At 64.3% G+C, this 24,983-nt stretch carries 30 protein-coding genes; 10 read left to right on the top strand and 20 right to left on the bottom strand.

Annotated elements, in window-relative coordinates; genetic code table 11:
• Nucleotides 1-15: 15 nt before the first annotated feature.
• The 4 genes from LB523_RS07450 to LB523_RS07435 all read left to right on the top strand — a co-directional run bounded on the left by LB523_RS07450 (nt 16) and on the right by LB523_RS07435 (nt 1,958).
• Nucleotides 16-312, top strand: a complete 297-nt coding sequence (locus LB523_RS07450; protein WP_040996441.1) for a YciI-like protein — start codon at nt 16-18, stop codon at nt 310-312.
• A 90-nt stretch (nt 313-402) separates the two neighbouring features.
• A complete protein-coding gene (locus LB523_RS07445; protein ID WP_095769579.1) occupies nt 403-828 on the top strand; it encodes an EVE domain-containing protein in 426 nt (141 codons plus the stop codon).
• A complete protein-coding gene (locus LB523_RS07440) occupies nt 783-1,481 on the top strand; it encodes a class I SAM-dependent methyltransferase (RefSeq protein ID WP_224601934.1) in 699 nt (232 codons plus the stop codon). Before LB523_RS07445 ends, LB523_RS07440 begins: the two co-directional genes overlap by 46 nt.
• 51 nt (nt 1,482-1,532) lie before the next feature.
• Complete coding sequence (locus LB523_RS07435; RefSeq protein ID WP_224601932.1) at nt 1,533-1,958, top strand: DUF1761 domain-containing protein; 426 nt, start codon at nt 1,533-1,535, stop codon at nt 1,956-1,958.
• Nucleotides 1,959-2,048: 90 nt separating this feature from the next.
• On the opposite strand, the gene gcvA is transcribed toward LB523_RS07435, so the two are convergent.
• Nucleotides 2,049-2,969, bottom strand: coding sequence for a transcriptional regulator GcvA (gcvA, locus tag LB523_RS07430; protein ID WP_224601930.1), 921 nt, complete (start codon nt 2,967-2,969; stop codon nt 2,049-2,051).
• A 130-nt stretch (nt 2,970-3,099) separates the two neighbouring features.
• Here gcvA and LB523_RS07425 point away from each other — a divergent pair, with 130 nt between their 5' ends.
• A complete protein-coding gene (locus LB523_RS07425; RefSeq protein ID WP_224601928.1) occupies nt 3,100-3,360 on the top strand; it encodes a hypothetical protein in 261 nt (86 codons plus the stop codon).
• Between the two features lie 109 nt (nt 3,361-3,469).
• Here LB523_RS07425 and LB523_RS07420 read toward each other — a convergent pair whose 3' ends face one another.
• Nucleotides 3,470-4,066 (bottom strand): L,D-transpeptidase, encoded by a 597-nt coding sequence (locus LB523_RS07420; RefSeq protein ID WP_224601926.1) that lies wholly within the window; start codon nt 4,064-4,066, stop codon nt 3,470-3,472.
• 84 nt (nt 4,067-4,150) lie between these two features.
• On the opposite strand from LB523_RS07420, the gene LB523_RS07415 reads away from it, so the two are divergent.
• Together LB523_RS07415 and LB523_RS07410 are read left to right on the top strand one after the other, a co-directional pair.
• Nucleotides 4,151-4,834 (top strand): response regulator transcription factor, encoded by a 684-nt coding sequence (locus tag LB523_RS07415; protein WP_095769573.1) that lies wholly within the window; start codon nt 4,151-4,153, stop codon nt 4,832-4,834.
• Nucleotides 4,835-5,100: 266 nt separating this feature from the next.
• On the top strand, nt 5,101-5,556 hold the full coding sequence (locus tag LB523_RS07410; protein WP_224601924.1) for a Crp/Fnr family transcriptional regulator: 456 nt from the start codon (nt 5,101-5,103) through the stop codon (nt 5,554-5,556).
• A 275-nt stretch (nt 5,557-5,831) separates the two neighbouring features.
• Here LB523_RS07410 and xth read toward each other — a convergent pair whose 3' ends face one another.
• The 7 genes from xth to tesB all read right to left on the bottom strand — a co-directional run bounded on the left by xth (nt 5,832) and on the right by tesB (nt 14,092).
• Nucleotides 5,832-6,638, bottom strand: a complete 807-nt coding sequence (xth, locus tag LB523_RS07405) for an exodeoxyribonuclease III (protein ID WP_224601922.1) — start codon at nt 6,636-6,638, stop codon at nt 5,832-5,834.
• 225 nt (nt 6,639-6,863) lie between these two features.
• Entirely contained in the window at nt 6,864-7,532 is a 669-nt protein-coding gene (locus LB523_RS07400; protein WP_140846382.1) for an outer-membrane lipoprotein carrier protein LolA, read from the bottom strand.
• A gap of 285 nt (nt 7,533-7,817) precedes the next feature.
• The gene (locus tag LB523_RS07395) at nt 7,818-10,496 is read right to left on the bottom strand and encodes a DNA translocase FtsK (protein WP_224601920.1); all 2,679 of its coding nucleotides are present in this window, start codon (nt 10,494-10,496) and stop codon (nt 7,818-7,820) included.
• Nucleotides 10,497-10,720: 224 nt separating this feature from the next.
• Nucleotides 10,721-10,999, bottom strand: coding sequence for a hypothetical protein (locus LB523_RS07390; protein WP_140698272.1), 279 nt, complete (start codon nt 10,997-10,999; stop codon nt 10,721-10,723).
• Between the two features lie 265 nt (nt 11,000-11,264).
• On the bottom strand, nt 11,265-12,548 hold the full coding sequence (locus LB523_RS07385; RefSeq protein WP_318011953.1) for an ammonium transporter: 1,284 nt from the start codon (nt 12,546-12,548) through the stop codon (nt 11,265-11,267).
• A gap of 94 nt (nt 12,549-12,642) precedes the next feature.
• Nucleotides 12,643-12,981, bottom strand: a complete 339-nt coding sequence (locus tag LB523_RS07380; protein WP_006327120.1) for a P-II family nitrogen regulator — start codon at nt 12,979-12,981, stop codon at nt 12,643-12,645.
• Between the two features lie 247 nt (nt 12,982-13,228).
• Nucleotides 13,229-14,092 carry an acyl-CoA thioesterase II gene (gene tesB, locus LB523_RS07375; protein ID WP_095769566.1) on the bottom strand — a complete coding sequence of 288 codons (864 nt, stop codon included), beginning with the start codon at nt 14,090-14,092 and terminating at the stop codon, nt 13,229-13,231.
• Between the two features lie 103 nt (nt 14,093-14,195).
• On the opposite strand from tesB, the gene LB523_RS07370 reads away from it, so the two are divergent.
• The gene (locus LB523_RS07370) at nt 14,196-15,473 is read left to right on the top strand and encodes a ubiquinone biosynthesis hydroxylase (protein ID WP_224602389.1); all 1,278 of its coding nucleotides are present in this window, start codon (nt 14,196-14,198) and stop codon (nt 15,471-15,473) included.
• Nucleotides 15,474-15,867: 394 nt separating this feature from the next.
• Here LB523_RS07370 and LB523_RS07365 read toward each other — a convergent pair whose 3' ends face one another.
• The 3 genes from LB523_RS07365 to LB523_RS07355 all read right to left on the bottom strand — a co-directional run bounded on the left by LB523_RS07365 (nt 15,868) and on the right by LB523_RS07355 (nt 17,219).
• On the bottom strand, nt 15,868-16,398 hold the full coding sequence (locus LB523_RS07365) for a hypothetical protein (protein ID WP_224547093.1): 531 nt from the start codon (nt 16,396-16,398) through the stop codon (nt 15,868-15,870).
• 141 nt (nt 16,399-16,539) lie between these two features.
• The gene (locus LB523_RS07360; RefSeq protein ID WP_224601918.1) at nt 16,540-16,896 is read right to left on the bottom strand and encodes a YciI family protein; all 357 of its coding nucleotides are present in this window, start codon (nt 16,894-16,896) and stop codon (nt 16,540-16,542) included.
• Nucleotides 16,893-17,219 (bottom strand): hypothetical protein, encoded by a 327-nt coding sequence (locus LB523_RS07355; protein WP_224601916.1) that lies wholly within the window; start codon nt 17,217-17,219, stop codon nt 16,893-16,895. The genes LB523_RS07360 and LB523_RS07355 overlap by 4 nt, the downstream gene beginning before the upstream one ends.
• 105 nt (nt 17,220-17,324) lie before the next feature.
• Here LB523_RS07355 and LB523_RS07350 point away from each other — a divergent pair, with 105 nt between their 5' ends.
• Nucleotides 17,325-17,750 (top strand): OsmC family protein, encoded by a 426-nt coding sequence (locus LB523_RS07350; protein WP_124998336.1) that lies wholly within the window; start codon nt 17,325-17,327, stop codon nt 17,748-17,750.
• A 214-nt stretch (nt 17,751-17,964) separates the two neighbouring features.
• Here the strand turns inward: LB523_RS07350 and LB523_RS07345 are convergent, their stop codons facing one another.
• The 8 genes from LB523_RS07345 to LB523_RS07310 form a co-directional block, all read right to left on the bottom strand.
• Nucleotides 17,965-18,597 carry a YceH family protein gene (locus LB523_RS07345; RefSeq protein WP_224601914.1) on the bottom strand — a complete coding sequence of 211 codons (633 nt, stop codon included), beginning with the start codon at nt 18,595-18,597 and terminating at the stop codon, nt 17,965-17,967.
• Nucleotides 18,594-19,403, bottom strand: coding sequence for a DNA polymerase beta superfamily protein (locus LB523_RS07340; RefSeq protein WP_224601911.1), 810 nt, complete (start codon nt 19,401-19,403; stop codon nt 18,594-18,596). The genes LB523_RS07345 and LB523_RS07340 overlap by 4 nt, the downstream gene beginning before the upstream one ends.
• Before the next feature lie 7 nt (nt 19,404-19,410).
• Nucleotides 19,411-20,190, bottom strand: coding sequence for a succinate dehydrogenase iron-sulfur subunit (locus LB523_RS07335; protein WP_224601909.1), 780 nt, complete (start codon nt 20,188-20,190; stop codon nt 19,411-19,413).
• Complete coding sequence (locus LB523_RS07330; RefSeq protein ID WP_224601907.1) at nt 20,190-20,624, bottom strand: DUF3052 family protein; 435 nt, start codon at nt 20,622-20,624, stop codon at nt 20,190-20,192. The genes LB523_RS07335 and LB523_RS07330 overlap by 1 nt, the downstream gene beginning before the upstream one ends.
• Before the next feature lie 2 nt (nt 20,625-20,626).
• Entirely contained in the window at nt 20,627-22,462 is a 1,836-nt protein-coding gene (sdhA, locus tag LB523_RS07325) for a succinate dehydrogenase flavoprotein subunit (RefSeq protein ID WP_224601905.1), read from the bottom strand.
• Between the two features lie 4 nt (nt 22,463-22,466).
• Complete coding sequence (sdhD, locus tag LB523_RS07320; protein WP_224601903.1) at nt 22,467-22,862, bottom strand: succinate dehydrogenase, hydrophobic membrane anchor protein; 396 nt, start codon at nt 22,860-22,862, stop codon at nt 22,467-22,469.
• Complete coding sequence (gene sdhC / locus LB523_RS07315; RefSeq protein ID WP_224601902.1) at nt 22,862-23,284, bottom strand: succinate dehydrogenase, cytochrome b556 subunit; 423 nt, start codon at nt 23,282-23,284, stop codon at nt 22,862-22,864. Before sdhC ends, sdhD begins: the two co-directional genes overlap by 1 nt.
• Nucleotides 23,285-23,577: 293 nt before the next feature.
• Entirely contained in the window at nt 23,578-24,126 is a 549-nt protein-coding gene (locus LB523_RS07310) for a hypothetical protein (protein ID WP_224601900.1), read from the bottom strand.
• Between the two features lie 344 nt (nt 24,127-24,470).
• On the opposite strand from LB523_RS07310, the gene LB523_RS07305 reads away from it, so the two are divergent.
• Nucleotides 24,471-24,824: a hypothetical protein gene (locus LB523_RS07305; RefSeq protein WP_140846370.1), complete on the top strand. Its 354-nt coding sequence runs from the start codon at nt 24,471-24,473 to the stop codon at nt 24,822-24,824.
• Nucleotides 24,825-24,983 lie beyond the last annotated feature (159 nt).

The following is a 24,983-nucleotide window of genomic DNA, read 5'->3' as shown; positions in this document are numbered from 1 at the left end:
CCATCGGAGCTGAAAATGCTGTTTGCGTTGATTTGCAAGGACAAGCCCGGCAGCCTGCAGCTGCGCGTCGACACGCGGCCGGCGCATGCTGCGTTCCTGGAAGGCCTGATCGCCGAGGGCAAGCTTGCCTTTGCAGGTCCCTTCCTCGACGCCGACGGCAAGCCGGACGGCAGCCTGGTGATGATCGAAGCGCCGGACATGGCTGCTGCCCAAGCTTTGGCCGCGGCCGATCCCTACGCTAAGGCCGGCCTGTTCGAAAGCGTCCAGATCCGTCCGTGGAACTGGGTCTTCCAGAAGCCCGCCGGCGCATGATTGGCTGCTCTCGCCGCAGCGACGGCGAGAGAGTAAGCATAGACGGGAACGCCATGCGTGGCGGTGCGACAAAGCGATGGGACAAACGATATGAACTACTGGCTGTTCAAGTCCGAACCCTCGGTCTTTTCCTTCGAGGCGTTGAAGGCCAAAGGCAAGGCCGGCACGCAATGGGACGGCGTGCGCAACTACGCCGCCCGCAACAACATGAAGGCGATGCAGATCGGCGATCTCGGTTTCTTCTACCATTCCAATGAGGGCCTCGACATCGTCGGCATCGCCGAGGTCTGCGCGCTGGCCCATCCCGACACCACGACCGACGATCCGCGCTGGGAATGCGTCGACATCCGCGCCTATAAGGACGTGCCGAAGCCGGTGACGCTTGAAGAGGTCAAGGCCAACCCGAAGCTCGCCGAGATGGCGCTGGTCCGGCTCGGCCGGCTTTCCGTGCAGCCGGTAACGCCGGCCGAATGGAAAGAGGTCTGCCGCATGGCCGAGCTCAATCCGGCCCCGTGACCAAGCTCACGCCGAGAACCGCGAGAAAGTTCATCCTCGACAGCACGGCGCTGATGGCGCCGCCGCATGTGCCGGAAGTGCTGCTGCACCTCGCCGACGAGGCGCATGATCTATGGCTGCGCACCGAGGAAGAGCTGGCCGAGATCGGCCTGCCGCCGCCCTTCTGGGCCTTCGCCTGGGCCGGCGGCCAGGGCCTCGCCCGCTATGTACTCGACAATCCGGGCACCGTGCGCGGCAAACGGGTGCTCGATTTCGCCTCCGGTTCCGGCCTCGTCGCGATCGCAGCGATGAAGGCCGGCGCTAGCCAAGTGATCGCCGCCGACATCGACCCGTTCTGCGAGACGGCAATCGCCATCAACCTCGACGCCAACGGCGTTGAAGCGCAATTCCGCGGCACGGATTGCGTCGGCACCGACGACGGCTGGGACGTCGTGCTCGCCGGTGACGTCTTCTACGACAAGGCTTTCTCCGACCGGCTGCTGCCCTGGTTCGGATCTCTGAGGGAGCGCGGCGCCGAAATCCTCGTCGGCGATCCCGGCCGCGCCTACCTCCCCAAGACAGGGCTGGGATCGCTTGCCGTCTACCAGGTTCCGGTGACGCGCGTGCTGGAGGATGCCGAGGTCAAGCGCACGACCGTCTGGCGCCTTGCTTGACGGAACGACCGAACAAGCGTTCCATCGCCCTTCAACTTGGAGGGGAAAAGCATGGATTTTTCGGTTGTGAACTGGCTGGCGGCGATCGCCGCCGCAATCGTCGCGTGGCTGTTCGGCGCCGCCTGGTACATGGGCTTGAGCAAGCCTTGGCTGAAGGCCGCCAAGCTCGATCCGGCCACCATGCAGCGCTCGGCCCTTCCCTTCGTCGTCAGCTTCATCGCCGAGCTGATCATGGCGCTCGTGCTGACGCTGGTGGTGGGCGCGATAACCGGCGGCGAGCCGAGCCCGATCGCCGGGTTGCTGTTCGGCTTCGTGCTTTGGCTCGGATTCATCGCCACCACGCTCACCGTCAACCACCGCTATGAAGGCTTCGGCTGGGCCCTGACGCTGATCGATGCCGGCCACTGGCTGGGCGTGATGCTGATCATCGGCGCCATCATCGGCTGGTTCGGCGCGCCGGCCGCCCCGGCCGGCTAAAGCAATACCGGGAAAAGTGTGAGCGTTTAAGCTCGGCGACTTCGCCGTAGCCTTCCGTCCGGAATTGCGCGGAAACAAGTATTTAGGCCGTCACGTCGGCGTCTTCGCCGCCTCCTCGGTAAGCCATTCGCGAAAGGCGACGACGCGCGCGTCGTCCTTCGCCGCCTCCGGATAGACCAGGAAATAGGCGAATTCCGGCGCGACCCTGATGCCGAGCTCGAAGGGCCGCACCAGACGTCCTTGCGAAAGATCGTTGGCGACCATGGCGAAGTCGGCGAGCGCCACCGCGTTGCCGTCGAGCGCCGCCTGGGTGGCATCGGTCGACGACCCGAAGACCAGCGTGCGGCTGTCGTCGAAATCGTCGACGCCGGCCGCGTGCATCCACATGCTCCAATTCGGCCAGGTCACGCCCTGCCGCGACCATTCGATATGCGCGAGCGTGTGGTTGAACAGGTCACGCGGCTCCTTCAGCGGCGGACCTGACGCCAGCAGCGCCGGGCTGCACACCGGGATGATGATGTTCTCGAACAGCCGATGCGCGCAGAGCCCCGGATATTTGCCGGCGCCGAAGCGGATGCCGACATCGACGTCGTCGAGGTCGAAATCCCGGACATCGTAGGTGATGTCGAAGCGCAGCTCGATGCCCGGCTTTTGCTTGCGGAAGTCGTCGACGCGGCGCATCAGCCATTTCGTCGCGAACTGCGCGTCGAGCGTCACCTTCAGCAGCGCCGTGCCGCGGGTCATCTTGCGGGCGCGGCTGACGGCGCGGTTCAGCAGGTCGAGCGCGTCGACCGAGGCCTCCAGCAGCACATTGCCTGCCTCCGTCAGCCGGATGGTGCGGCTGGTGCGCGTGAACAGCACCAGGTCGAGCTGATCCTCTATTTCCTTGATCTGGTGGCTGACCGCTGCCGGCGTCAGGCCGAGCTCGTCGGCCGCGCGGGTGAAGTTGAGGTGCCTGGCCGCCGCTTCGAACGTCCGCAGCGCACGCGTTCCCGGCAGCAGCTTGGACATGCGATCTCCAAATAAAACTTGATGATCGGAAAAGAACTACTCGTTTCCAGTTTGTTTTTCAATCCGGCATCATGGCTTCATCGAAACACCATAAAACCGGATTTGATATCCGGAGAACACGGATAGAGCCATGTCTGAGATCGCCCTGAAGCCCTGCACCACCCTGGAATCCCCTTCCGGCTTCGCCCTTTGGCTGCGTTCGGCACGCGATTGGCTGCGCCAGGCCCGCGTCGCCGCCCGGCTGTCCCACGATCCGATCGAAGACCTCTCCGACAGCCAGTTGCGCGACATCGGCGCCGGACGTCGGGACGTCGCGAAGACGATGGACAGAGAGCTTCGTGAGATCGGGCTGCTCGGCACGGGCTGGCAGAAACCGGGAAAGAGGCATTAGGGATTAGGCAGTAGGCAATAGCGACGAGACACCTACTGCCTACTGCCTACTGCCTACTGCCTACTGCCTACTGCCTACTGCCTACTGCCTACTGCCTACTGCCTACTGCCTACCTCACCACCTTCACCATCGTCCTGTCCGACAGCAACGGAAGCAGCCTCGCCATGGTCCGCGCCGTCACCGCCACGCAGCCTTGCGTCGGCGTGAAGCCCGGCCGGGCCAGATGGAAGAAGATCGCGCTGCCGCGCCCGCGCCGGCGCGGTGCGATGTTCCAGTCGAGCACCAGGCAGACATCGTAAAGCCGATCGTCGCGCTTCATCCGCTCATGGCTGGCGCCATAGGGGATCTTGACCGGGCGATTGTAGTTGCGGTCGTCCGGCACCTCGCACCAGCCGAGATCCGGACCAATCGGCGTCATCGGCAGCCTCGTCCTGCGCCCGCCCGCGAAATGATCGCCCCGGAAATAGCCTGACAGGATGCGCATCGACGCCAACGGCGTCGCGCCGTCCCCTTCATGCTTGTTGGCGGAGATGCCGCCGCGCCCCAAAGCGCAGGGAAACACCGTTTTGCCGGCTTGCAGGAAGCCTTGCGCGGGGTTGCCGGGGCGCGCGCGCACCACCAAAACGCTCAAGCCCTTCGGCAAAAATGCGCCCGACGCATTGCGCGCACGTTTTTTCTTGTATGATTGGGTCACGGAACAAATCACTGTGATCGGCTGTTGCGCCGGTGAGCTTCCGCATAAATGGGGGGAGGTCAACTGAATATTCTTTTTAAAACAACGGATTGATCCATGACATCACGTACCATTCTGATCGTTGATGACGACGACGACTTGCGAGCCACCCTGGTTGAGCAGCTGGCGCTCTACGAAGAATTCGACGTCCAGCAAGAAGCGACCGCCGCAAAAGGCGTTGCCGCGGCGCGCAGCGGCGTCGTCGACCTGCTCATCATGGATGTCGGCCTGCCCGACATGGATGGCCGCGAGGCGGTGAAGATCCTGCGCAAGGGCGGCTACAAGGCGCCGATCATCATGCTGACCGGCCACGACACCGATTCCGACACGATCCTGGGTCTCGAGGCCGGCGCCAACGACTATGTGACCAAACCTTTCCGCTTTGCCGTGCTGCTCGCGCGCATCCGCGCCCAGCTTCGCCAGCATGAGCAGAGCGAGGATGCCACCTTCTCCGTCGGCCCTTATACGTTCAAGCCCAGCCAGAAGCTGCTGATCGATCCGCGCGGCGCCAAGGTGCGGCTGACCGAGAAGGAAGCCTCGATCATCAAATACCTCTACCGCGCCGACCAGAAGGTGGTGACGCGCGACGTTCTTTTGGAAGAGGTCTGGGGCTACAATTCCGGCGTCACCACGCACACGCTGGAGACCCATGTCTACCGGTTGCGCCAGAAGATCGAGCGCGATCCTTCCAATGCCGAAATTCTTGTGACAGAAAGCGGCGGCTACAAGCTGGTTCCTTAAACATTTCATGATCAAGAGCAATTCCAGGAAAAGTGTGAAACGGTTGGGCTCGGCGGCTTCGCCGAGGACGACCGTCCGGAATTGCGTCGAAACAAACATTTAGGGCGGTCGGGCGGGACCGCTTCGGGTACGATCCTGGTGCTGGAGGGTGATGGGGTCGGCTCGTTGCACGCATCGCATGATGCACGGTGGAGCGTTTCGCGAGCCCAGGAGGGCGCGCCGCTCCAAAGGAGGGACTGGACTGACCGCTCGGGGACACAGCTAGGATGGCGCTGGATGACGACATCCGCATTCTGTCAAGCGTGAAGCTTTTCCAGGGCTTCACGCAGGAACAGCTGCGCCTGCTCGCCTTCGGCGCCGAGACCACCGTGCTGCAGGCCGACCATAAGCTGTACCGCGAGGACGATGTCGCCGATTCTGCTTATATCGTGGTCAGCGGTTTGATCGCGCTCTATCGGGAGCTGGGCGGCGAACGCGTCCCGATCGGTACGGCAGGCCCAGGCACCATGCTGAGCGAACTGGCGCTGATCGCCGATACCAACCGGCTGACCAGCGCCTCGGCCGCGGTCGACTCGGAAGTGATCCGATTGAGCCGCAAGATGTTCCACCGAATCCTGGAAGAATATCCGGAGATCGCGGTGCTGTTGCATGACCGCATCCTGGAGGAATTCCAGCAGATGATCGCCCGTATCGAGGAGCTGGCGCCCAGGTTTACGGAATAGAAGCGCCGGCCAGAAAGCGCCTTCGTCATTCTAGGGCGGAGCAAGAAGCGAAGCGACGCGCGCAGACCCTGGAATCCATTCCGTGACGTTGACGCTTCGCCGCGTTGCAGAATGAGGTTTCTGGGCGAAGCGGCCTGCCCAAGGCTTCTTTGCATCGTTGCATCCTTCGGCACCGGTAACGGAATGGATCCTAGGGTCTGCGCGCCGCTACGCGGCGCTCCGCCCTAGGATGACGAACGCGAAGGTTTGCGTCTCTTAGCCGCCGACGTCGAACCTCAATCCAATTCAAACTTCGCAATCACCGGCACATGGTCGGACGGCTTCTCCCAGCCGCGCGCCGCCTGCAGGATCTCGTAGCCGGCGAAAGCCGGCACCAGGTTGGCGGATGACCAGACATGATCGAGGCGGCGGCCGCGGTTCGAGGCCTGCCAGTCTTTCGCGCGGTAGCTCCACCAGGTGTAGAGTTTCTGCTCGGCCGGCACATTGAGCCGCATCAGGTCGATCCAGCCGCCGGTCTTGCGCATCGCCTCGAAATTTGTCGTCTCGACCGGCGTGTGGCTGACGACGTTGAGCAATTGCTTGTGCGACCAGACGTCGTGCTCCTGCGGTGCGATGTTCAGGTCTCCGACCAGGATCGAGGCGGACGTTTCGTCCCCGCTCGCCGGTACGGAGTTCATCTCGTAGACGAAATCGAGCTTGTGCCTGAATTTGCGGTTGATCTCCGGATCCGGCTCGTCGCCGCCGGCCGGCACGTAGAAATTATGCACCAGCACCGACTTGCCGCCCGCCTGCACCCTGACCGAAAGATGCCGGCTGTCGTCGATCTCGCAGAACCGTCGCTTCTCGACCAGCTCGATCGGGCGGCGAGCGACCGTGGCGACGCCATGATAGCCCTTCTGGCCGTGGAACAGGATGTGCTCGTAGCCCGCCTTGCGGAAGGCTTTTTCCGGGAACAGCTCGTCGGGAACCTTGGTTTCCTGCAGGCAGAGCACATCGGGCGCGTGCTCCTTCAGGAGCCGCTCGACGATCGGCATGCGCAAGCGCACGGAGTTGATGTTCCAGGTGGCGATGGTGAAGGGCATTCAGGCGGGTCCGGCAAGAGATCGCCGATCTAGTGCCAGCCGCGCGCGGTAAAGACAAGCCGGACTATGCCCTTCGCCAGGTTGTAGGTTCGCTGAGATTCAGGTCAGGACGAGCCGAGAATGGTGGCTTCCGAGAACCGGAGCGGAGCGTACTTGAAGTACGTGAGCACCGGAAGCGCAGGAAGCCGCCATTCGCAGGCCGGCCTCACCTGAATATCTGCGGACCTACCTGGTCTTGGTATTGAGCTCTCTGTTCGCCGTATAGTCGATCGCGAAAGTGTCGGCCGGGAAGTTGCCGCCTTCCTTGACGTTGAAGATCATCACCGTCGTGTCTTTCCCTTGAGCGTCGGTGATCGTCCACTGGCGCAGCTCGTAGGTCTTCGGATCGAACATCATGGTGATCGTCGCATTGCCGAACACCGACTTGTCGGAAAGCTTGATGGTGGTGAGGTCGTCTTCTTCCTTGACGGCCTTGACGCGCCCGCCGGAGAGGTCGATCCGGTCGTCGAGCAGCAATTTCAGCGGCGTCTTCGACAGTGGGTAGAGGTCGGAGGTGTTGAGCTTCTTATTGAGGATCACCACCGACTTGCCGTCAGAGATGACGCGGAAGTTCGAGGAGCCGTCATAGTTGAAGCGGATCTTGCCCGGACGCTCGAGGAAGAACTTGCCGCCAGTCTGCTCGCCTTTCGGCCCGAACTGGACGAACTCGCCGCTCATCGACTTCACCGAGGAGAAATGGTCGGCGATCTTCTGCGCCGCCGGCGGCACGGCGGCCTGCGCGGCGGCCATGAGCTGATAGCCCGGCACGAGATTGAGAGCGGCGGCACCGCCAAGCATCAGGCCGAGGCCAAGGACCTGGCGGCGGGTGAGGGCGAATTCGGTCTGGGTCTTCATGCCGGTCACTTTCTGTGATTCGTGTCGCCGCAGTTTCTGGACTCCCACTGGGGCCTAAGTTTGGCGGGTAGGCGAGAGCCCGCATTGAACGCGCCAGACGATTTCCGGTTGCCTGCTGACCCGGATCGGTGTCTCGCCGCGCCAGGGTTTGTCGAGATTCAGGTCAGGCCGAGTCGAAAATGGTGGTTTCCGACAACCGGAGCGGAGCGTACTTTTCGTACGTGAGCACCGGAAGCGCAGGAAGCCGCCATTTGCAGGCCGGCCTCACCTGAATATCGATAAGCCCTAGAATTTGTCCTCTTCTGTCGGCACCAGGATCTCACGTTTGCCGGCGTGATTGGCCGGGCCGACAATGCCTTCCTTCTCCATCTTCTCGATGATCGAGGCGGCGCGGTTATAGCCGATGCCGAGCCGGCGCTGGATGTAGCTGGTCGAGGCCTTGCCGTCGCGCAGCACCACCGCCACCGCCTGGTCGTACGGGTCGTCGGAATCCTCGAAATTGCCGCCGCCACCGCCGCCGGAGCCGCCCTTGCCCGACGGACCGTCCTCGTCGTCCTCCTCGTCGTCCTCGGTGATGGCGTCGAGATATTCCGGCACGCCCTGCAGCTTCAGATGCCCGACGACCTTCTCGACCTCGTCGTCCGAGACGAACGGGCCGTGGACGCGCTGGATGCGCCCGCCGCCTGCCATGTAGAGCATGTCGCCCATGCCGAGCAGCTGCTCGGCGCCCTGCTCGCCAAGAATGGTGCGGCTGTCGATCTTCGACGTCACCTGGAAGGAGATGCGGGTCGGGAAATTGGCCTTGATGGTGCCGGTGATGACGTCGACCGACGGGCGCTGCGTCGCCATGATGACATGGATGCCGGCGGCGCGCGCCATCTGCGCCAGGCGCTGCACCGCGCCTTCGATGTCCTTGCCGGCCACCATCATCAGGTCGGCCATCTCGTCGATGATGACCACGATATAGGGCATCGGCTCGAGATCGAGGTCCTCGGTCTCGTAGATCGCCTCGCCGGTCTGGCGGTCGAAGCCGGTCTGTACGGTGCGAGAGATCTTTTCGCCCTTCTTCTCCGCCTGCTGGACGCGCGCGTTGAACCCGTCGATGTTGCGCACGCCGACCTTGGACATCTTGCGATAGCGGTCCTCCATCTCGCGCACTGTCCATTTCAGCGCGACGACCGCCTTCTTCGGATCGGTGACGACCGGCGTCAGAAGATGCGGGATGCCGTCATAGACCGAGAGTTCCAGCATCTTCGGATCGATCATGATCAGCCGGCATTCCTGCGGCGTCAGCCGGTACAGCAGCGACAGGATCATGGTGTTGATGGCGACCGATTTGCCCGAGCCGGTGGTGCCGGCGACCAGCACGTGCGGCATCTTGGCGATGTCGACGATGACGGCCTCGCCGTTGATCGTCTTGCCGAGCGCCAGCGCCAGCTTGGCCTTGGTCGTCTCGAAATCGCGGCTGGCCATGATCTCTCTGAGATAGACCGTCTCGCGCTTGGCATTGGGCAGCTCGATACCGATGGCGTTGCGTCCCGGAACGACGGCGACGCGGCAGGCGATCGCGCTCATCGAGCGGGCGATGTCGTCGGAAAGGCCGATGACGCGCGAGGACTTGATGCCGGGCGCCGGCTCGAGCTCGTAAAGCGTGACGACCGGGCCGGGTCGCACATGGATGATCTCGCCCTTGACGCCGAAATCTTCCAGCACGCCTTCGAGCAGGCGCGCGTTCTGCTCCAGCGCGTCCTTCGACAGGCTTGGATCCTTGGCGATGTTCTTCGGCTCGGACAGGAAATGCAGCGACGGCATCTCGAACGTGTCGGAACCAATCAGCGAGGTCTGCGCCTCGCGCTGGACGCGGGCGCCCGGCACGGGTCGCGCCGCCGGCGCCGCGACGCGGGTCGCGGCATCGGAGCGGAAATTTTGTACTCTGGCGCCCGGCGCGGCGCGGCGCGGGGTGGGCGCCTCGTCGTCGAAATCGTCGAGGTCGGCGTCTTCGTCCTCCTCGTCGCCGAAAATGTCTTCATCGACCGGATCGACCGAAACGCTGCGGTCATTGACCATGGCGGCGAAGAATTCCGGCTCGACGCGGGCGCGGCCGCCGGGGCTCATGCGGGCCTCGGCGAACTCGGCCGATTCGACCCGCTCGGCCGCGCGCCGCCAGGCGCTTGCCTTGGGTTCCATCGGCGGTTCGAACTCGTCGCGCTCGCGCCTGCGCCGCTCGGCGCGGCGGTGCAGGAAGGCGCGGAACGACAGCCACCAATGGGTGATGGCGCCGAGCGCAAGTATCCCCTCGTCGCCCTCGTCCTCATCCTCGTCGAACAGCATCTCGTCCTGCTCGCGCGGATCGGGCCGGGCAGCGCGCTCCGTGACGGCAAAGCCGTTCTTGCGCGCGATCAGCGCCGAGCCATAGGCGAACAGCCACAACATCGGCGCGGCGAGGATGACCGCTATGATGCTGGCGAACAGGCCTTTCGGATAACCGCCGACCGCGATGCCCGGGATTTTCAGAACCATGTCGCCGAACACGCCGCCGAGGCCGGTGGGCAGCGGCCAGGTGTTTGGCGGCGTCACGCAGCCGGCGATGGCTGCGGCGGTGAGCGCAAAGCCGAACCATGCGAAGCCGCGCTTCGGCAATTTGTCGACGCCGCGCGCGGAAAACAGAAGGAAGCCCCAGATCACCGCCGGCACCAGCCCCGCGACGGCGGCAAGGCCGAAGAACTGCATGGCGAGGTCGGAGAACACCGCGCCTGCATAGCCCATGGCGTTGGTGACGACGTTGCTGGTGGCGTGCGAGAAGCTCGGATCGGCGACATTCCATGTGGCTAGAGCGGCAATGCCGAAGGCGGTGAACAAGAACAGCCCCGCGCCGACCAGCCGCCCGACCTGACGCCGCGCGAATGCCTGGATGCCGTGCCCCGTATCGGTCAGCGCGAGCGGTGCTGAAGCGCCTGAACGCATGCTCTTCCCCGTGATCGTTGCCTGGCCGGGCGCATGGCGCATTCCGGCAGATTCGAACGCCAGACTATCGGGGGGAAGGTTAAGGCCGCATTAACCATGGGCCTTTACCCGCATGGCGCGGAGACCATGGCGCGGAAACAAAGATGGCAGGCCTCGCGGCCCGCCACCTCCCTGTCTTCAAACGCCGATAGGATCAGGCCCTTCCGGGACCTGACCTTCCACGATCACTTGTTGGCGCCGCCATAGGCCATGAGATTGGCGCAGAATTCGGCGTGAGGCTTGCTCATCGCCGCGTCCTGGCATTCCTTCATCATCATGTCCTGCTTGTCCTTCGGCATCGAAGCCCAGGCCGCCTTGAAGTCGGCTTCCGGCTTCATGGTCTTCATGCTGGAGTCGGTGAAGAACGGGGCCATGTTGGACGGCTCATCGAGAGCACCGGCGAGTGCAACGCCGCTGATCATCGAAAGAGCCATTGCTCCCAGGACGATGTTCTTGATGTTCATCAGGTGGTTTCCTTCCCTCTTGTTCTGGGGGACGCCTTGATGACGCCCGCTATCCCAGTACGGAATCTGACGGGCTGATGTTTCATGCCGGCGGATCAAGTGAATGTGATCGAAACGGCTTGGATCATCGCCCGACAAAAAGGAGGCCCGGAAGGGTGTTCCGGGCCTCAAGGCGTGAGCCCCTTTCGAGAGCGTCACGACGGGATCTTGGGAGGAATTCCGGGCCGGCGGGAGGAGGATCCGCCGGCCCTTGGCGAAGTCTGCCTTACGGCACAACTTCGCCGTGCTGGGTGACGTCGAGGCCTTCGACCTCTTCCTGGGTCGACGGACGCAGGCCGACCAGAGCCTTGACGATGTAGAGGATCACGAAGGTGGCGATCGCCGTCCACAGGATGGTGAAGGCGATGCCGTAGAGCTGCTTGCCGACCGAGGCGTCCTTGCCGAGGGCATTGATCGCCGGATCTGCCAGCGCGCCGGTGAGCAGCGCGCCGACGATGCCGCCGACGCCGTGGACGCCGAAGGCATCGAGCGAGTCGTCATAGCCGAACGCATGCTTGAGCTTGACCGCCGAGAGGTAGCAAACCACGCCGGCGATGATGCCGATGATGAAGGCGCCGGTCGGGTTGACGAAGCCGGAAGCCGGCGTCACCGCGACGAGGCCGGCGACGGCGCCCGAGATGATGCCGAGCACCGAAGGCTTCTTGGCGACGACCCATTCGGCAAACATCCAGGCCAGCGCCGCGGCGGCGGTGGCGACCTGCGTGTTCATCATCGCCGCGCCCGCAAGGCCGTCGGCAGCCAGTTCCGAACCGGCGTTGAAGCCGAACCAACCGACCCACAGCAGCGACGCGCCGATCACCGAATAAACGAGGTTGTGGGGCGCCATGTTGGTGGTGCCGTAGCCCTCGCGCTTGCCGAGCACCAGCGCGCAGACCAGGCCCGCGACACCAGCGTTGATATGGACGACCGTGCCGCCGGCGAAGTCGAGCACGCCGGCCGAACCGAGGAAGCCGCCGCCCCACACCCAATGCGCGATCGGCGCGTAGACGAAGACCAGCCACAGGCCCATGAAGATCAACAGCGCCGAGAACTTCATGCGCTCGGCAAAGGCGCCGGCGATCAGAGCCGGCGTGATGATGGCGAAGGTCATCTGGAACATCGAGAAGACGAATTCAGGAATGTTCGCCACGCCCGGCGCCCAAAGCGTCGAGACGGTGATGCCGTGATGGAAGAATTTCGAGAAGCCGCCGAGATAGGCGTTCGTGGCGCCGCCGTCGGAGAAGGCGAGCGAATAGCCGAACATGAACCACAGCACCGTCACCAGGCAGGTGATGGCGAAGCTCTGCATAATGGTGGCGAGCACGTTCTTCTTGCGCACCATGCCGCCGTAGAACAGCGCCAGGCCGGGAATCGTCATCATCAGCACCAGCGCCGTCGAAGTCAGCATCCAGGCGGTGTTGCCGGTGTCGAGCGCCGGCGCCGGCGCGGCGGGCGCCGCGGCAGTAGCTGCCGGGGCGGCCTCCTGCGCGATGGCGGCGACGGTGCTCATGGCCACGAGCGCGAGCGAAGCGGCCGCGCGTCCCGTCGTCTTCAAGGTGGAAGGAATATTCATTGAACTCTCCGTTGGAATGGATGGTCGCCGCTTAGAGCGCGTCGGTGTCTGTTTCGCCGGTGCGGATGCGTACCGCCTGATCGATGCCGAAGACGAAGATCTTGCCGTCGCCGATCTGACCGGTCTTGGCGGCCGCAGTGATGGCTTCGACGGCCTTGTCGACCATGTCGGCGCCGACCGCGACCTCGATCTTGATCTTGGGCAGGAAGCTGACCGCGTATTCCGCGCCGCGATAGATTTCGGTATGGCCCTTCTGACGCCCGTAGCCTTTGACCTCGGTGACGGTCAGGCCCTGGATGCCGACGGCGGTTAGCGCTTCGCGCACCTCGTCGAGCTTGAACGGCTTGATGATTGCCATCACGATTTTCATAAGGTTTCACCCTTTGCTGTTGCGGTCCCCCGCGTTTGCACACCTTCACCGATCCCGAGGAGCCGGAGAGTGCCCGACAGGATTCAAGCTCCGTGCCAATTGCCGAAGCAGGGTGTTAACCTGTTGTAAACAAAGAGAATGGGCGATCGGTGCACATCATTCGCGCACGGGCATGGCAGCATGCCTGCTTATAAAATAGGCAAAAAATCGAAAATGCACGTATTCCAGGCAGTAGCCTGAAGCCGGCTCAGCGTTTCAGCCGGATCAGGCCTTCCTGGGCGACCGAGGCGATTAGCGTCCCATCCCGCGCGAACAGCGAGCCGCGAGTGAAGCCGCGCGACCCTTGCGTCGACGGGCTGTCCTGATTGTAGAGGATCCAGTCGTCCAGCGAATGGCTGCGGTGGAACCACATTGCGTGGTCGAGGCTGGCGGCCTGGATGTCGCGGTCGAAGATGGCGCGGCCATGCGCGAAGGTCGAGGTGTCGAGCAGCGTCATGTCCGAAAGATAGGCAAGCACGGCCGCCTGAATGGCGCGGTCTTCCGGCACCGGGCCGGTGGTGCGGATCCAGATGTTCTGCTGCGGCTCCAGTTTCTCGCGGCTCGTGTAGTGCTTCAGCATCACCGGCTTCATCTCGATCGGCCGGTCGCGCTCCCAGTAGCGCCTGATGCCTTCCGGCACCGCCTCGCCGAACTTGCCGAGCAGCTCGCGTTGTGTGAGCAGCGTGTCGGGCGCCGGCACGTCGCGCGGCATCGGCAGCTGATGCTCGAGCCCGACCTCGTCCTGCTGGAAGGACGCCTCCAGCGAGAAGATCGCCTGGCCATGCTGGATCGCCACCACCCGGCGCGTGGTGAAGGAGCCGCCGTCGCGGATGCGGTCGACCTCGTAGACGATCGGCAGCTTGGTATCGCCCGGCCGCATGAAATAGCCGTGCAGCGAATGCACGTGGCGTTCGGGCTCCACCGTGCGCTGGGCGGCCACCAGCGCCTGGGCGATGGTCTGGCCGCCGAAGACGCGCTGCCAGTCGACCTTGGGGCTGCGACCACGATACAGATTGTGTTCGAGCTGCTCGAGGTCGAGAATGTCGAGAAGCTCGTCCATGGCCGCGGTCATGTTTGAAATCCTTCAAGGATGTGCCATGGCCGGTTTCGGACAGGACGTGCAGGCAGTCAAGGCCGCAAACGGCAGCCGGCTGGAGCCGCGAAAGGATGATGCCATGGTCGACCGCAAGCCGAATGGAGCAGAGGCGAACGGGAGCCGCGAGGCGCCGCTCGACGTGCTCATCGCCGGCGCCGGCTATGTCGGCCTCACCGCCGCCGTGTCGCTGAAGCAGGCGCGCCCTAGCCTCGCCATTGCCATCGTCGATGCCGCCCCCGCCGGCGTCTGGCAGAAAGATGGCCGCGCCTCGGCCATTGCCGCGGCCGCCAGCCGCATGCTGGAACAGCTCGGCGTCTGGGAAGAGATCGCGCCGGAAACGCAAGCGATCACCGAGATGATCATCACCGATTCGCGCGCCGCCGACCCGGTGCGTCCGGTGTTTTTGACCTTCGACGGCGAGGTGGCGCCTGGCGAGCCATTCGCCCACATGGTGGCCAACCGCGACCTGAACGGCGCGCTGCGCCGCCGCGCCGAAAAGCTCGGCATCGACATCATCGAAGGCATGGCGGTCAGCGCCTTCGACACCAATGGCGCCGGCATCACCGTGCATCTGGCCGACGGCGCGACGCTCAAGGCGCGGCTGCTGGTCGCCGCCGACGGCGTCAATTCGAAGCTGCGCGACATGGCCGGCATCAAGACGGTCAAATGGGAATACGGCCAGTCCGGCATCGTCTGCACGGTTGCGCATGAGCGCCCGCACAACGGCCGCGCCGAGGAGCATTTCCTCCCCGCCGGCCCCTTCGCAACGCTGCCGCTGAAGCCGGACAAGGACGGCACCAACCGCTCGTCGATCGTCTGGGTGGAGCGCACGCAAGATGCCAAGGCGCTGGTCGAGGGCGACGAGTTCGTCTTCGAGCACGATCTGGAGCAGCGCTTCGGCCTGAAGCTCGGCGAAATAAGAGTTGCCGACAAGCCGCGCGCCTGGCCGCTCGGCCTGACCCTCGCCCGCGCCTTCGTCGCACCGCGCTTCGCGCTCGCCGGCGATGCCGCGCACGGCATCCACCCGATCGCCGGCCAAGGCCTCAATCTCGGCTTCAAGGACGTGGCGGCGCTCGCCGAAGTGGTGGTCGAGGCCGACCGGCTCGGCCAGGACATCGGCGCCCTCGACGTGCTCGAGCGCTACCAGCAATGGCGCCGCTTCGACACGCTGCAGATGGGCATCACCACCGACGTCTTGAACCGTCTCTTCTCCAACGACATCGGCCCGCTGCGCCAGGTCCGCGACATCGGGCTGGGGCTGGTGGAACGCATGCCGAGGCTGAAGGAGTTCTTCATCCGTCAGGCCTCGGGCCTCTCCGGCGACACGCCGAGGCTGCTGAAGGGCGAGGCGATCTGAACGCCTTACTGGCCGAAGCCTAGACGACGGTCGTCATCCACGGGCGGAGCGGGAGCGAAGCGGACGCGAAGACCCGAGGATCCATTCCGTGACTTTAATCGCAGGTGCTGCGGAGCAGAATTCTGCACCGCTGCAACGCTTACAGCTCACGGAATGGATTCTATGGTCTGCGCCGCGTCGCTTCGCTCCTTGCTCCGCCATAGAATGACGAGACGAGAGGCGTTTCGGCCAATCACGAAGGCAGGCGATCTGATCGCCTTGTGGCGCCGTGGCAAATTCAGGTCAGGCCGAGTCGAAAATGGTGGCTTCCGAGAACCGGAGCGGAGCGTACTTGAAGTACGTGAGCACCGGAAGCGCAGGAAGCCACCATTTGCAGGCCGGCCTCACCTGAATTCTAGTTCACCTCGAAGCCCAGCTTCTGCCGCAATCTCAGCATCCGCTGGTCGGCGATCCTGAGGCTCTGCCCGCCGCCTTGCGCGACGCGGTTCAGCATCCTGAGCAGGTCGTCCCGCTCATGCGGATCGAGGCGCTCGCGCAGGAACGGCGCCAGCTTGTCGATGACGATCGTCGTGTCGTCGATCTGCGCGGCGGCCCATTTGCCGTAGACGACCGCCTCGTCGGTCTTCTTCTGGCTGTCCGCGATCTGCGCGATCACCTCGCGAATGACCGCCTCGCGCTGCGGCAGGACCGGACCGTGCTCCGCGACGATCGCGGTGATCAGCGTCGCCGCCGCCACCACCGGATCGTCGATCGCCGTCAGCGGTGAGAGCGCGGCCTGATTGCGCAATTTCTTGCGACGGATGTTGCCTTGGACGCGCCCGACGACATCGGCGACCTCGCGCGCGGCGTCGCTCATATATTTCAGCCGGTACCACCAGATGGCGGCCGCTCCGAGCAGGCCGAGGATGGCGATCAGGAAAGGCATGCCGAATTCCCCCGAAATCGCGGCGACGATAAAAGAAGCGCGGCATCGCTTCAACACGCAACGGTTGCGTCCGTGAAGAAACCCTGAAGATGTATCCTAAGAGACAACTTCAACCGGCGCCGCGCCCATGCTGACCGGCGGCTATGAGCCCGGCACGTTGTAGATCGCCCTGATTTCGACCGTACCGAGCTCCGCCAGCGGGATCTTGGCCGCGATGTCGAGCGCCTCGGCAAGATCCGCCGCCTCGACCATGACGAAGCCCAGCAATTGCTCCTTGGTTTCGGCGAAGGGGCCGTCGGTCACCAGCACCTTGCCCTTGCGCCGCCGGAGCGATTTCGACGTCTTCACCGACTGCAGCGCCTGCGCGATGACCAGCTTGCCTTGCCGGTCGAGCTCCCGGTCATAGCCGAGCGAGTCGGCATCGAGCTTGGCCATGCGCTCGGGGGTCAGCGCGTAGAGAGCCTTTTCCTCGCCATAGACCAGCAGCACATATTTCATTTCGAGCTTCCTTTCGTCGATAAATTATAGGAGGCGACGGTGTCGGTCTTGGCTGCCGTCGCCGCATGGTCGAGCAGGCATGTCGCGACGCCGATGATGGCGATGGCGGCCGCCAGCCGGCCGAAGCCAAGCGCCGGCGGATCGAGCCAGAACTCTTCAAGTCGCCTCCCTTTTCGCTCGGGCTTTCCCCAGACCGCAAGAAACAGATTGTCCATCTTAACCTCCATCGGCCGGGAGTGGCCGCCCGCAGGACGGTCGGGCAGACGGGAAGTCGACATTTTTGCATGCTCTTTTTTTGAGAATTTTCGAAGCGCCTCGCGCAAGCACAATCATGCCGGGCCATGGATGGTCTTCCGCCGCGCCCGCGCTATAGTTCCTGGGAACGTCGGCGCCCGCCGGCGCAAACCCCGACAAGGCAGGAGGATTCCATGGACCGCACCGCAAACGCCGTCTGGAAAGGCAATCTGAAGGAAGGCAACGGCACGCTGGACACCCAGAGCGGCACCTTGAAGGGCACGCCCTATTCGTTCAAGGCGCGTTTCGAGGACGAGAGCGGCAAATCCGGCACCAATCCGGAAGAGCTGATCGCCGCCGCGCATGCCGGCTGCTACGCCATGCAGCTGTCGCATTTCCTGGCCGAAAACGGCACGCCGGCCGCCGAGCTCGACGCCAAGGCGGTGGTGACGCTGGTGCCCGGCACCGGCATCACCGGCAGCGCCATCACCCTGGTCGGCAAGGTGCCGGGCATCGACGCGGCGAAGTTCAAGGAGCTGGCCGAGAAGGCCAAGGCCGAATGCCCGGTGTCGAAGGCGCTGGGGGCGATCAAGGTGTCGTTGGATGCCAGGCTGGGGTGAGAAACTTCTCCGCAAAGGCTGGCGATCCTTCGCCCCCCTCTCCGCCCTGCCGGGCATCTCCCCCTCAAGGGGGGAGATCAGATGTCGCGTCGGCTTTCGCCAATCGCCGACGGTGAAAGAAGGGCGCCGGCGCCGGAACTGCTAATCTCCCCCCTTGAGGGGGAGATGTCCGGCAGGACAGAGGGGGGCGGCTCGCGCCAGCCTTTCCAGTGAGCTAACCGCCCAGCGCCTCGATCTTGGCGCGCAACCCAGCGACCTCTTCCTCCAGCGCCTTGACCCGCGCCTCGAGGTCGGTGTCCGAAGATGTCGCCGCCGGCTGCCAGGACGCCGCCGCTACCGCTGCCGCTTCCACTGGACCACTCAGCAGATGCACATAGCGCTCCTCGCGCTGGCCGGGCGCGCGTTCGAGCAGCTGGATCAGCGGCGGCCGGCGGCCGATCATCAGGTCGAGATTGCCGCGCAACTCCTCAATCGAAGCAAAGCGCGCCATCCGCTCCGAACGGGCCAGCAGTTCATGCGCCGTCTGCGCCCCGCGCAGCAGCAAGAGGCCGATCACCGCGATCTGCGGCGTGGTCAGCGAAAAGCGCTGCGCCATCAGATGCTCGTAGCGCTCGACGCGCGAAGCGAAGACCTGGCGCACCAGCCCCTTCTGCTCGAGCGTGCTCAGCGCCCGCCGGATCTCGGTCAGCTCCAGCGCCATGACAGGCTCGCGCGCCGTCTTCTGGTTGGCGGCGGCGTGCGCGCCGTTGAGCGTCAGTGGATATACGTCCGGCGTTAGCTCCTTCTTCTCGATCAGCGAGCCCAGCACACGCGCTTCGACGGCGGACAGGATGGGGAGATCGGTCATGGGCTTTCTGCCTCCCTGCGATAGAAATCCGTCGCCAGGGCGCGGTTGCGCGCCTGCCGCGCCTCGTCGCGGACTGAACCGGCCAAGTTCATCTCGTGGTGACCATAACGCGCTTCGAGATAACGCGCGATCTCGGTCGGAATAGAGCCAGTACCCAGCTCGCGCGTCACGCGTTTTTTCTCGATAAGCCGCCGGATTTCGCTGGTTGCCTTTGCTGGAATCTCGGTCTCGGCTAGGCAGTCGACCATATTCATCGGCGGCAGCCTGACAGAGTCGCGCTGCTCCATCCAGTCCAGGGCTACGATCGGGCGGATCAGGTAGAAGAGCTTCTTGAGCTTCACCTCTCCGGCAAAGCTGCCGATCTTTGCCACATGTGATCGCGCGAGGCCCAGATAGTGGCGCGAGACCCTAGCTGGATCGACGATCTCGGCAAGTAGGTCGAGAAGGCGGTCCCGAAAACCCTTCGCTTCCTCATATACAATCGGCGACTTGGCCCATTCCACGATCACCGCATTGCCGCCAAGAGCCAGAAGTAAGGCCTTGCGAAGATCCCAACCGCCAGCGTCGATTTCTCCTTCAAGCGGAAACTCGATCACGTCGCGCGGCTGCTCCAGCGCGAGGTGTTCGGCCACGGAACGTATATAGACAAAACGGCAATCATAATCGCTGTCCGGCGACGGAAAACCCCAGGCCCGGCTGCCGCTTTCGATGGCGAAAAGAATTCGCGCACCCTGCGCACGGGCCGTGTCCAGCCGCGCGCGGATCGCCGCGACCGCATCCGGTGCGAAATCGGCAGGCAGCGACATTCCCAGCCTAAACGCGCCTCTCCACCATCATCTTCTTGATCTCGGCGATCGCCTTGGCGGGGTTAAGCCCCTTCGGGCAGGCCTGCGCGCAGTTCATGATGGTGTGGCAGCGATAGAGCCGGAACGGGTCTTCGAGATTGTCGAGCCGCTCGCCCGTCGCCTCGTCGCGGCTGTCGATCAGCCAGCGATAGGCCTGCAGCAGCGTGGCCGGGCCGAGATAGCGGTCGCCGTTCCACCAATAGCTCGGGCAGGAGGTCGAGCAGCAGGCGCACAGAATGCATTCGTAAAGCCCGTCGAGCTTCTCGCGGTCCTCATGGCTCTGCAGCCATTCCTTGGCGGGGGTCGGCGAGACCGTCTTCAGCCACGGCTCGATCGAGGCGTGCTGGGCATAGAAATTGGTGAGGTCCGGCACCAGGTCCTTGATCACCGGCATATGCGGCAGCGGATAGATCTTCACCGCGCCGGAAATATCCTCGACGCCCTTGGTGCAGGCCAGCGTGTTGGAGCCGTCGATGTTCATGGCGCAGGAGCCGCAAATGCCTTCGCGGCAGGAACGGCGCAGCGTCAGCGTCGGATCGATCTTGTTCTTGATCCACAACAGCGCGTCGAGAACCATCGGCCCGCAATCGTCCATGTCGACGAAATAGGTGTCCATGCGCGGGTTCGCGTCATCGTCCGGCGACCAGCGGTAGATGCGGTATTCGCGCAGGTTGGTCGCGCCTTCCGGCTTCGGCCAGGTCTTGCCTTGCTCGACCTTCGAGTTCCTGGGAAGCGTGAGTTCGACCATTACCTGCGGTCCTTTCGGATGACGAGCTTCAGCCCGGACCAGATTTCGTTCACGGCGGCGACCTTGACGTCGACCAGGTCGCGCTTCAGCGCCTCCGACCGGATGACGTCCTCGGTGACGTCGGTCGGCACTTTCGATGCCTTCTTCGGCCAAGAGACCCAGACCATGCCGTCGCGCTTGATCGCCGTCTCGATGCCGGCCAGGCCGTCCTCGACCTCGGCGCGCTGCCGGGTGAAGGCGAGCACGGCATCGTATTTCCGGCTGCCCGAGATCGCCGACCACTCGGCGAGCCTGTCGACGCCGGCAAAGGACACCGCCTCGGTCAGCGCATCGAGCTCCGGCGGCAGCGCGATGAAGGCGGCGACCATGCCGTCCCTGAGGCCAAGCTTGGCCGCGAGCGGCGTGCCGGAATATCCGGTGGTCGCTTGCGCCATGGTCAATACACCCGCGCCTTCGGCGCGATCTTGGCCAGGCTGATGCCGCCGTCCTTTTCGGCCAGCAGCGGCTCGGTATGCACCGGCCTGTAGGTCAGCGTCACCTTGCCGTCCTCGCTCAGATGGGCCAGCGTATGCTTGCGCCAGTTGGCGTCGTCGCGCGCCGAGAAATCCTCGCGCGCATGCGCGCCGCGGCTCTCCTTGCGCGCCTCGGCGCCGTAAACCGTGGTGATGGCGTTGGCCATCAGGTTTTCCAGCTCCAGCGTCTCGACGAGGTCGGAATTCCAGATCATCGAGCGGTCGGTGACCTTGATGTCCTTGAGCTCGCCCCAGAGTTCCGAAATGCGCCTGCAGCCGTTCTCCAGCGATTCCTGCGTGCGGAACACGGCTGCGTCTTCCTGCATGGCGCGCTGCATCTTCTCGCGCAGCACGGCCGTCGGCGTCGAGCCGTTGGCATGGCGCAGCCTGTCGAAGCGCTCCATGATCTTCTCGACCGAGGCCGCGTTGGGCGACGGGATCGCCGACTTGCGGTCGATCACATGGCCGGCGCGGATCGCCGCCGCGCGGCCGAACACGACGAGGTCGATCAGCGAGTTGGAGCCGAGCCGGTTGGCGCCGTGCACCGAGGCGCAGCCGGCCTCGCCGACCGCCATCAGGCCGGGCGACACGCGGTCTGGATTGTCGAAGGTCGGATTGAGCGCCTCGCCCCAGTAATTGGTCGGCACGCCGCCCATATTGTAGTGCACCGTCGGCAGCACCGGGATCGGCTCCTTGGTGAGGTCGACGCCGGCGAAGATCTTGGCCGACTCGGAAATACCCGGCAGCCGCTCGTGCAGCACGGCTGGGTCAAGATGGTCGAGATGCAGGAAGATGTGATCCTTGTTCTTGCCGACGCCGCGGCCCTCGCGGATCTCCAGCGTCATGCAGCGCGAGACGACGTCGCGCGAGGCGAGGTCCTTGGCCGACGGCGCGTAGCGCTCCATGAAGCGCTCGCCCTCGGAATTGACGAGATAGCCGCCTTCGCCGCGCGCGCCCTCGGTGATCAGGCAGCCGGCGCCGTAGATGCCGGTCGGATGGAACTGCACGAACTCCATGTCCTGCAGCGGCAGCCCGGCTCTGGCCGCCATGCCGCCGCCGTCGCCGGTGCAGGTATGCGCCGAGGTGGCGGAGAAATAGGTTCGCCCATAGCCGCCGGTCGCCAGCACCACCATCTTGGCCGAGAAGCGATGGATTGTGCCGTCGTCAAGGTTCCAGGCCACGACGCCGGTGCAGGTGCCGTCCGGTTCCATGATCAGGTCAAGCGCGAAATATTCGATGAAGAACTGAGCGTTGTTCTTCAGCGACTGGCCGTAGAGCGTGTGCAGGATGGCGTGGCCGGTGCGGTCGGCGGCCGCGCAGGTGCGCTGCACCGGCGGACCGTCGCCATAGTTCATCATATGGCCGCCGAACGGCCGCTGGTAGATCTTGCCTTCCTCGGTGCGTGAGAACGGCACGCCGTAATGCTCGAGCTCGTAGACGGCGGCCGGCGCCTCGCGCACCATGTATTCCATGGCGTCGACATCGCCCAGCCAGTCCGAGCCCTTGACGGTGTCGTACATGTGCCACTGCCAGGAGTCCGGCCCCATGTTCGACAGCGAGGCGGCGATGCCGCCCTGCGCGGCGACGGTGTGCGAGCGCGTCGGGAACACCTTGGTGATGCAGGCGGTGCGCAATCCCTGCTCGGCCATGCCGAGCGTGGCGCGCAGGCCGGCGCCGCCGGCACCGACGATCACGACGTCGAACTTGTGGTCGACGAAAGTGTAGGCGGAAGCCGTGCTGGCTGTATTTGCGTTGGCCAAGACGTCAGCCTCCGAATGCGAGTTTGAGCAGGGCAAACAGCGAAGCGACGCCGACTGCCACGCAGAAGAAGGTGTTGAGGGCGATCAGCGCCAGCCTCATGCCTTCGCCATGCACGTAATCCTCGATGATCACCTGCATGCCGATGCGCATGTGGTAAAGCGGCGAGATCAGCACCAGCCCGAGCATGACCACCACGAACGGGTTCGCAAGCGCCGCCCGCACATCCGCATAGTCATGGCCGTTGACCGCGATCAGGAAGCCGACGAAGAAAAGGATCAAAGGAATGTTGGCGATGGCGGTCAGCCGCTGCCGCCAGAAATGACCGGTGCCCTCGCGGGCCGAACCGAGGCCGCGGACCCTCGCCAGCGGCGTGCGCATGTCCGAATTGCTGGTGGCCATCAGAATGCTCCCCGCGCCATATAGCCGGCGATCCAGATCAGCAGCGTCAGCACGATCGAACCGGCGAGCGTCGCCCAGGCGATCCTGGACGCGGTGTGTTTTTCCAGTCCCGCGCCGGTGTCCCAGATGAGGTGGCGCAGCCCGCCCAGCATGTGGTGCATCAGCGCCCAGGTGTAGCCGAAGAGAACAAGTCGGCCGAGCCAGGAGCCGAAGGCCCAGTTGACCCAGTCGAATGCGGCCTGCGAGCTCGAAGCGGCAATCAGCCAGGCCGCCACCAGCAGCGTCCCGAAATAGAGCGCGCCGCCGGTGATGCGATGGATGATCGACATCGTCATCGTGATCGGCGGCCGGTAGATCGTCAGATGCGGCGAGAGCGGCCGTTCACGTCTGGCAACTGCGCGGGTGGCTGGTGATTTGCTCATGGCTCCCCCAGTTCGGCATCCTGAATGCCGAGATGGGAATGCGGCGTTTGCCGCCCCCATTTATGGCATCGGACAGCCGGTTTCTAATGCTCTTTTTGCACCGCGTCAAAGCCGGAAAATCGTTTTGGAAACATCATTTAGTCTGACAAATTGAGGGCCGCGCGCTTCAATCGATTAGCGGCTGTTTCGAAGCCGGCGCAGCGTTCGCTGCAGCGCAGCAATCAGATGACCGACGCGGCGGCTGGGCGCGTCGGGATCCGGGCGGGCCGGCCTCTCCCGAATATCGTCGCACCTCAGCGCCTGCAAGTCTGCGGGGTGGATCCCCTCTTCATCACCAGCGCCTCGCGTCCGTCGATCACGATTGCGTCATGGGTCGCTGCTTCCTGGTAGCGGCTGCTCTGGTTGGCGGGCGAGGCCGCGAACTCTTCGGCCGTGCCATCGGGCCGCATGACGCGCAATGCGTTGCCCAGATTCTGGATGGTGATCATGCCGCCATTGCCGCATCTGTAGGCGGCAGTGCCGACGCCGGAACGCGGCACGGTAAGGTCGGTGACGATCCTGGTTGCGGGCGCAGGCGTTGCAGGCGCCTTCGCCGTCGCAGGTACTGGCGCCGTTGTGGCTGCCGGGGCCGTTGCAGGTATGGCGGGCGTTGCAGCTGCCGGCGCCGTCGCGGGTGCGGCGGATTGCGGGGGAGGAGCAGGCGAGGCGGGCGCCGCGGCATTCGCCACCTTCGGCGCGCCGTCCTGCGGCACGCAGGCAGCGGCCGCCAGAAGCAGCGGGATGGCGATCGACACTCGAACCGTGCGGCCAAAGCTCATGCGCTGCCCTTTCGTGTGCGGCACGCTACAGCAATTCCAGGAAAAGTGTGAACGCTTGGGTTCGGCGCCTTCGCCATGGCCTTCCGTCCGGAATTGCATCGAAACAACGAGATAGGCGGTTGCCCTTTCCGTGAGACGGTGGACCGCTGTAGCCATGCGGCGCCGCAAGATCAAGTTGACCCTGGGTCAGCCGGCTATCCAGAACCGCGCCCGTCGCCTGATGGAGCTCGATCTCCGAAAATTAACCATGTTCCTTAAGAACCGGAGCCGAAAGCCTCCCGCCTCTTAACAAAGGTTAAGAAAGAGTTAATTTCCGATTCGAACCGGATTCCAGGCGCGCGATCTGCGCGCCGACCAGGGAGAGCGACATGCGTTCGAATTCAGTGCGGGCAGGCGTTGCCGCCGCGGCGTTCGCGGGGCTGGTGACGGCAATCGCCGCGCCGGCGGAAGCCGGCTTGCGCCACCATGACCGCGTCTATGCCGATTCCTTCGGCAATCTCGTCATCGACAGCGCCGCCGGCTACAAGCGCATCATCGTCGGCGAGGGCAAGCTCGCGAAGGAATTTTCCGAATACACCGGCGGCCAGCCAGGTGTGATCTACGACGATGCGGACGAGGCCGGTGCGCCCGGCTGCTACCAGCCGCCGGTGCTGGTCAAGGGCCGTTCCTATATGTACGGGCTTTCCGACGGCGAGATGCCCAATCTCAATCCTTGCCGCTGAAGGCCGCCGGCGTTCGGCTCCGCCACAGCCTGACACGCGCACGCAATCGCGGCCGGCAAGGCCCGGCCTGTCGTCATTCTAGGGCGAAGCAAGGAGCGGAGCGACGCGCGCAGACCCTAGAATCCCTGCCGTTCCATTAAGGCGTTGCGGCGATTGCAG

Source organism: Mesorhizobium sp. ESP-6-4, from assembly GCF_020164735.1.
GTDB lineage: Bacteria > Pseudomonadota > Alphaproteobacteria > Rhizobiales > Rhizobiaceae > Mesorhizobium.
The sequence above is the reverse complement of the archived record's forward strand: the minus strand, read 5'-3'. Positions and strand labels throughout refer to the sequence as shown.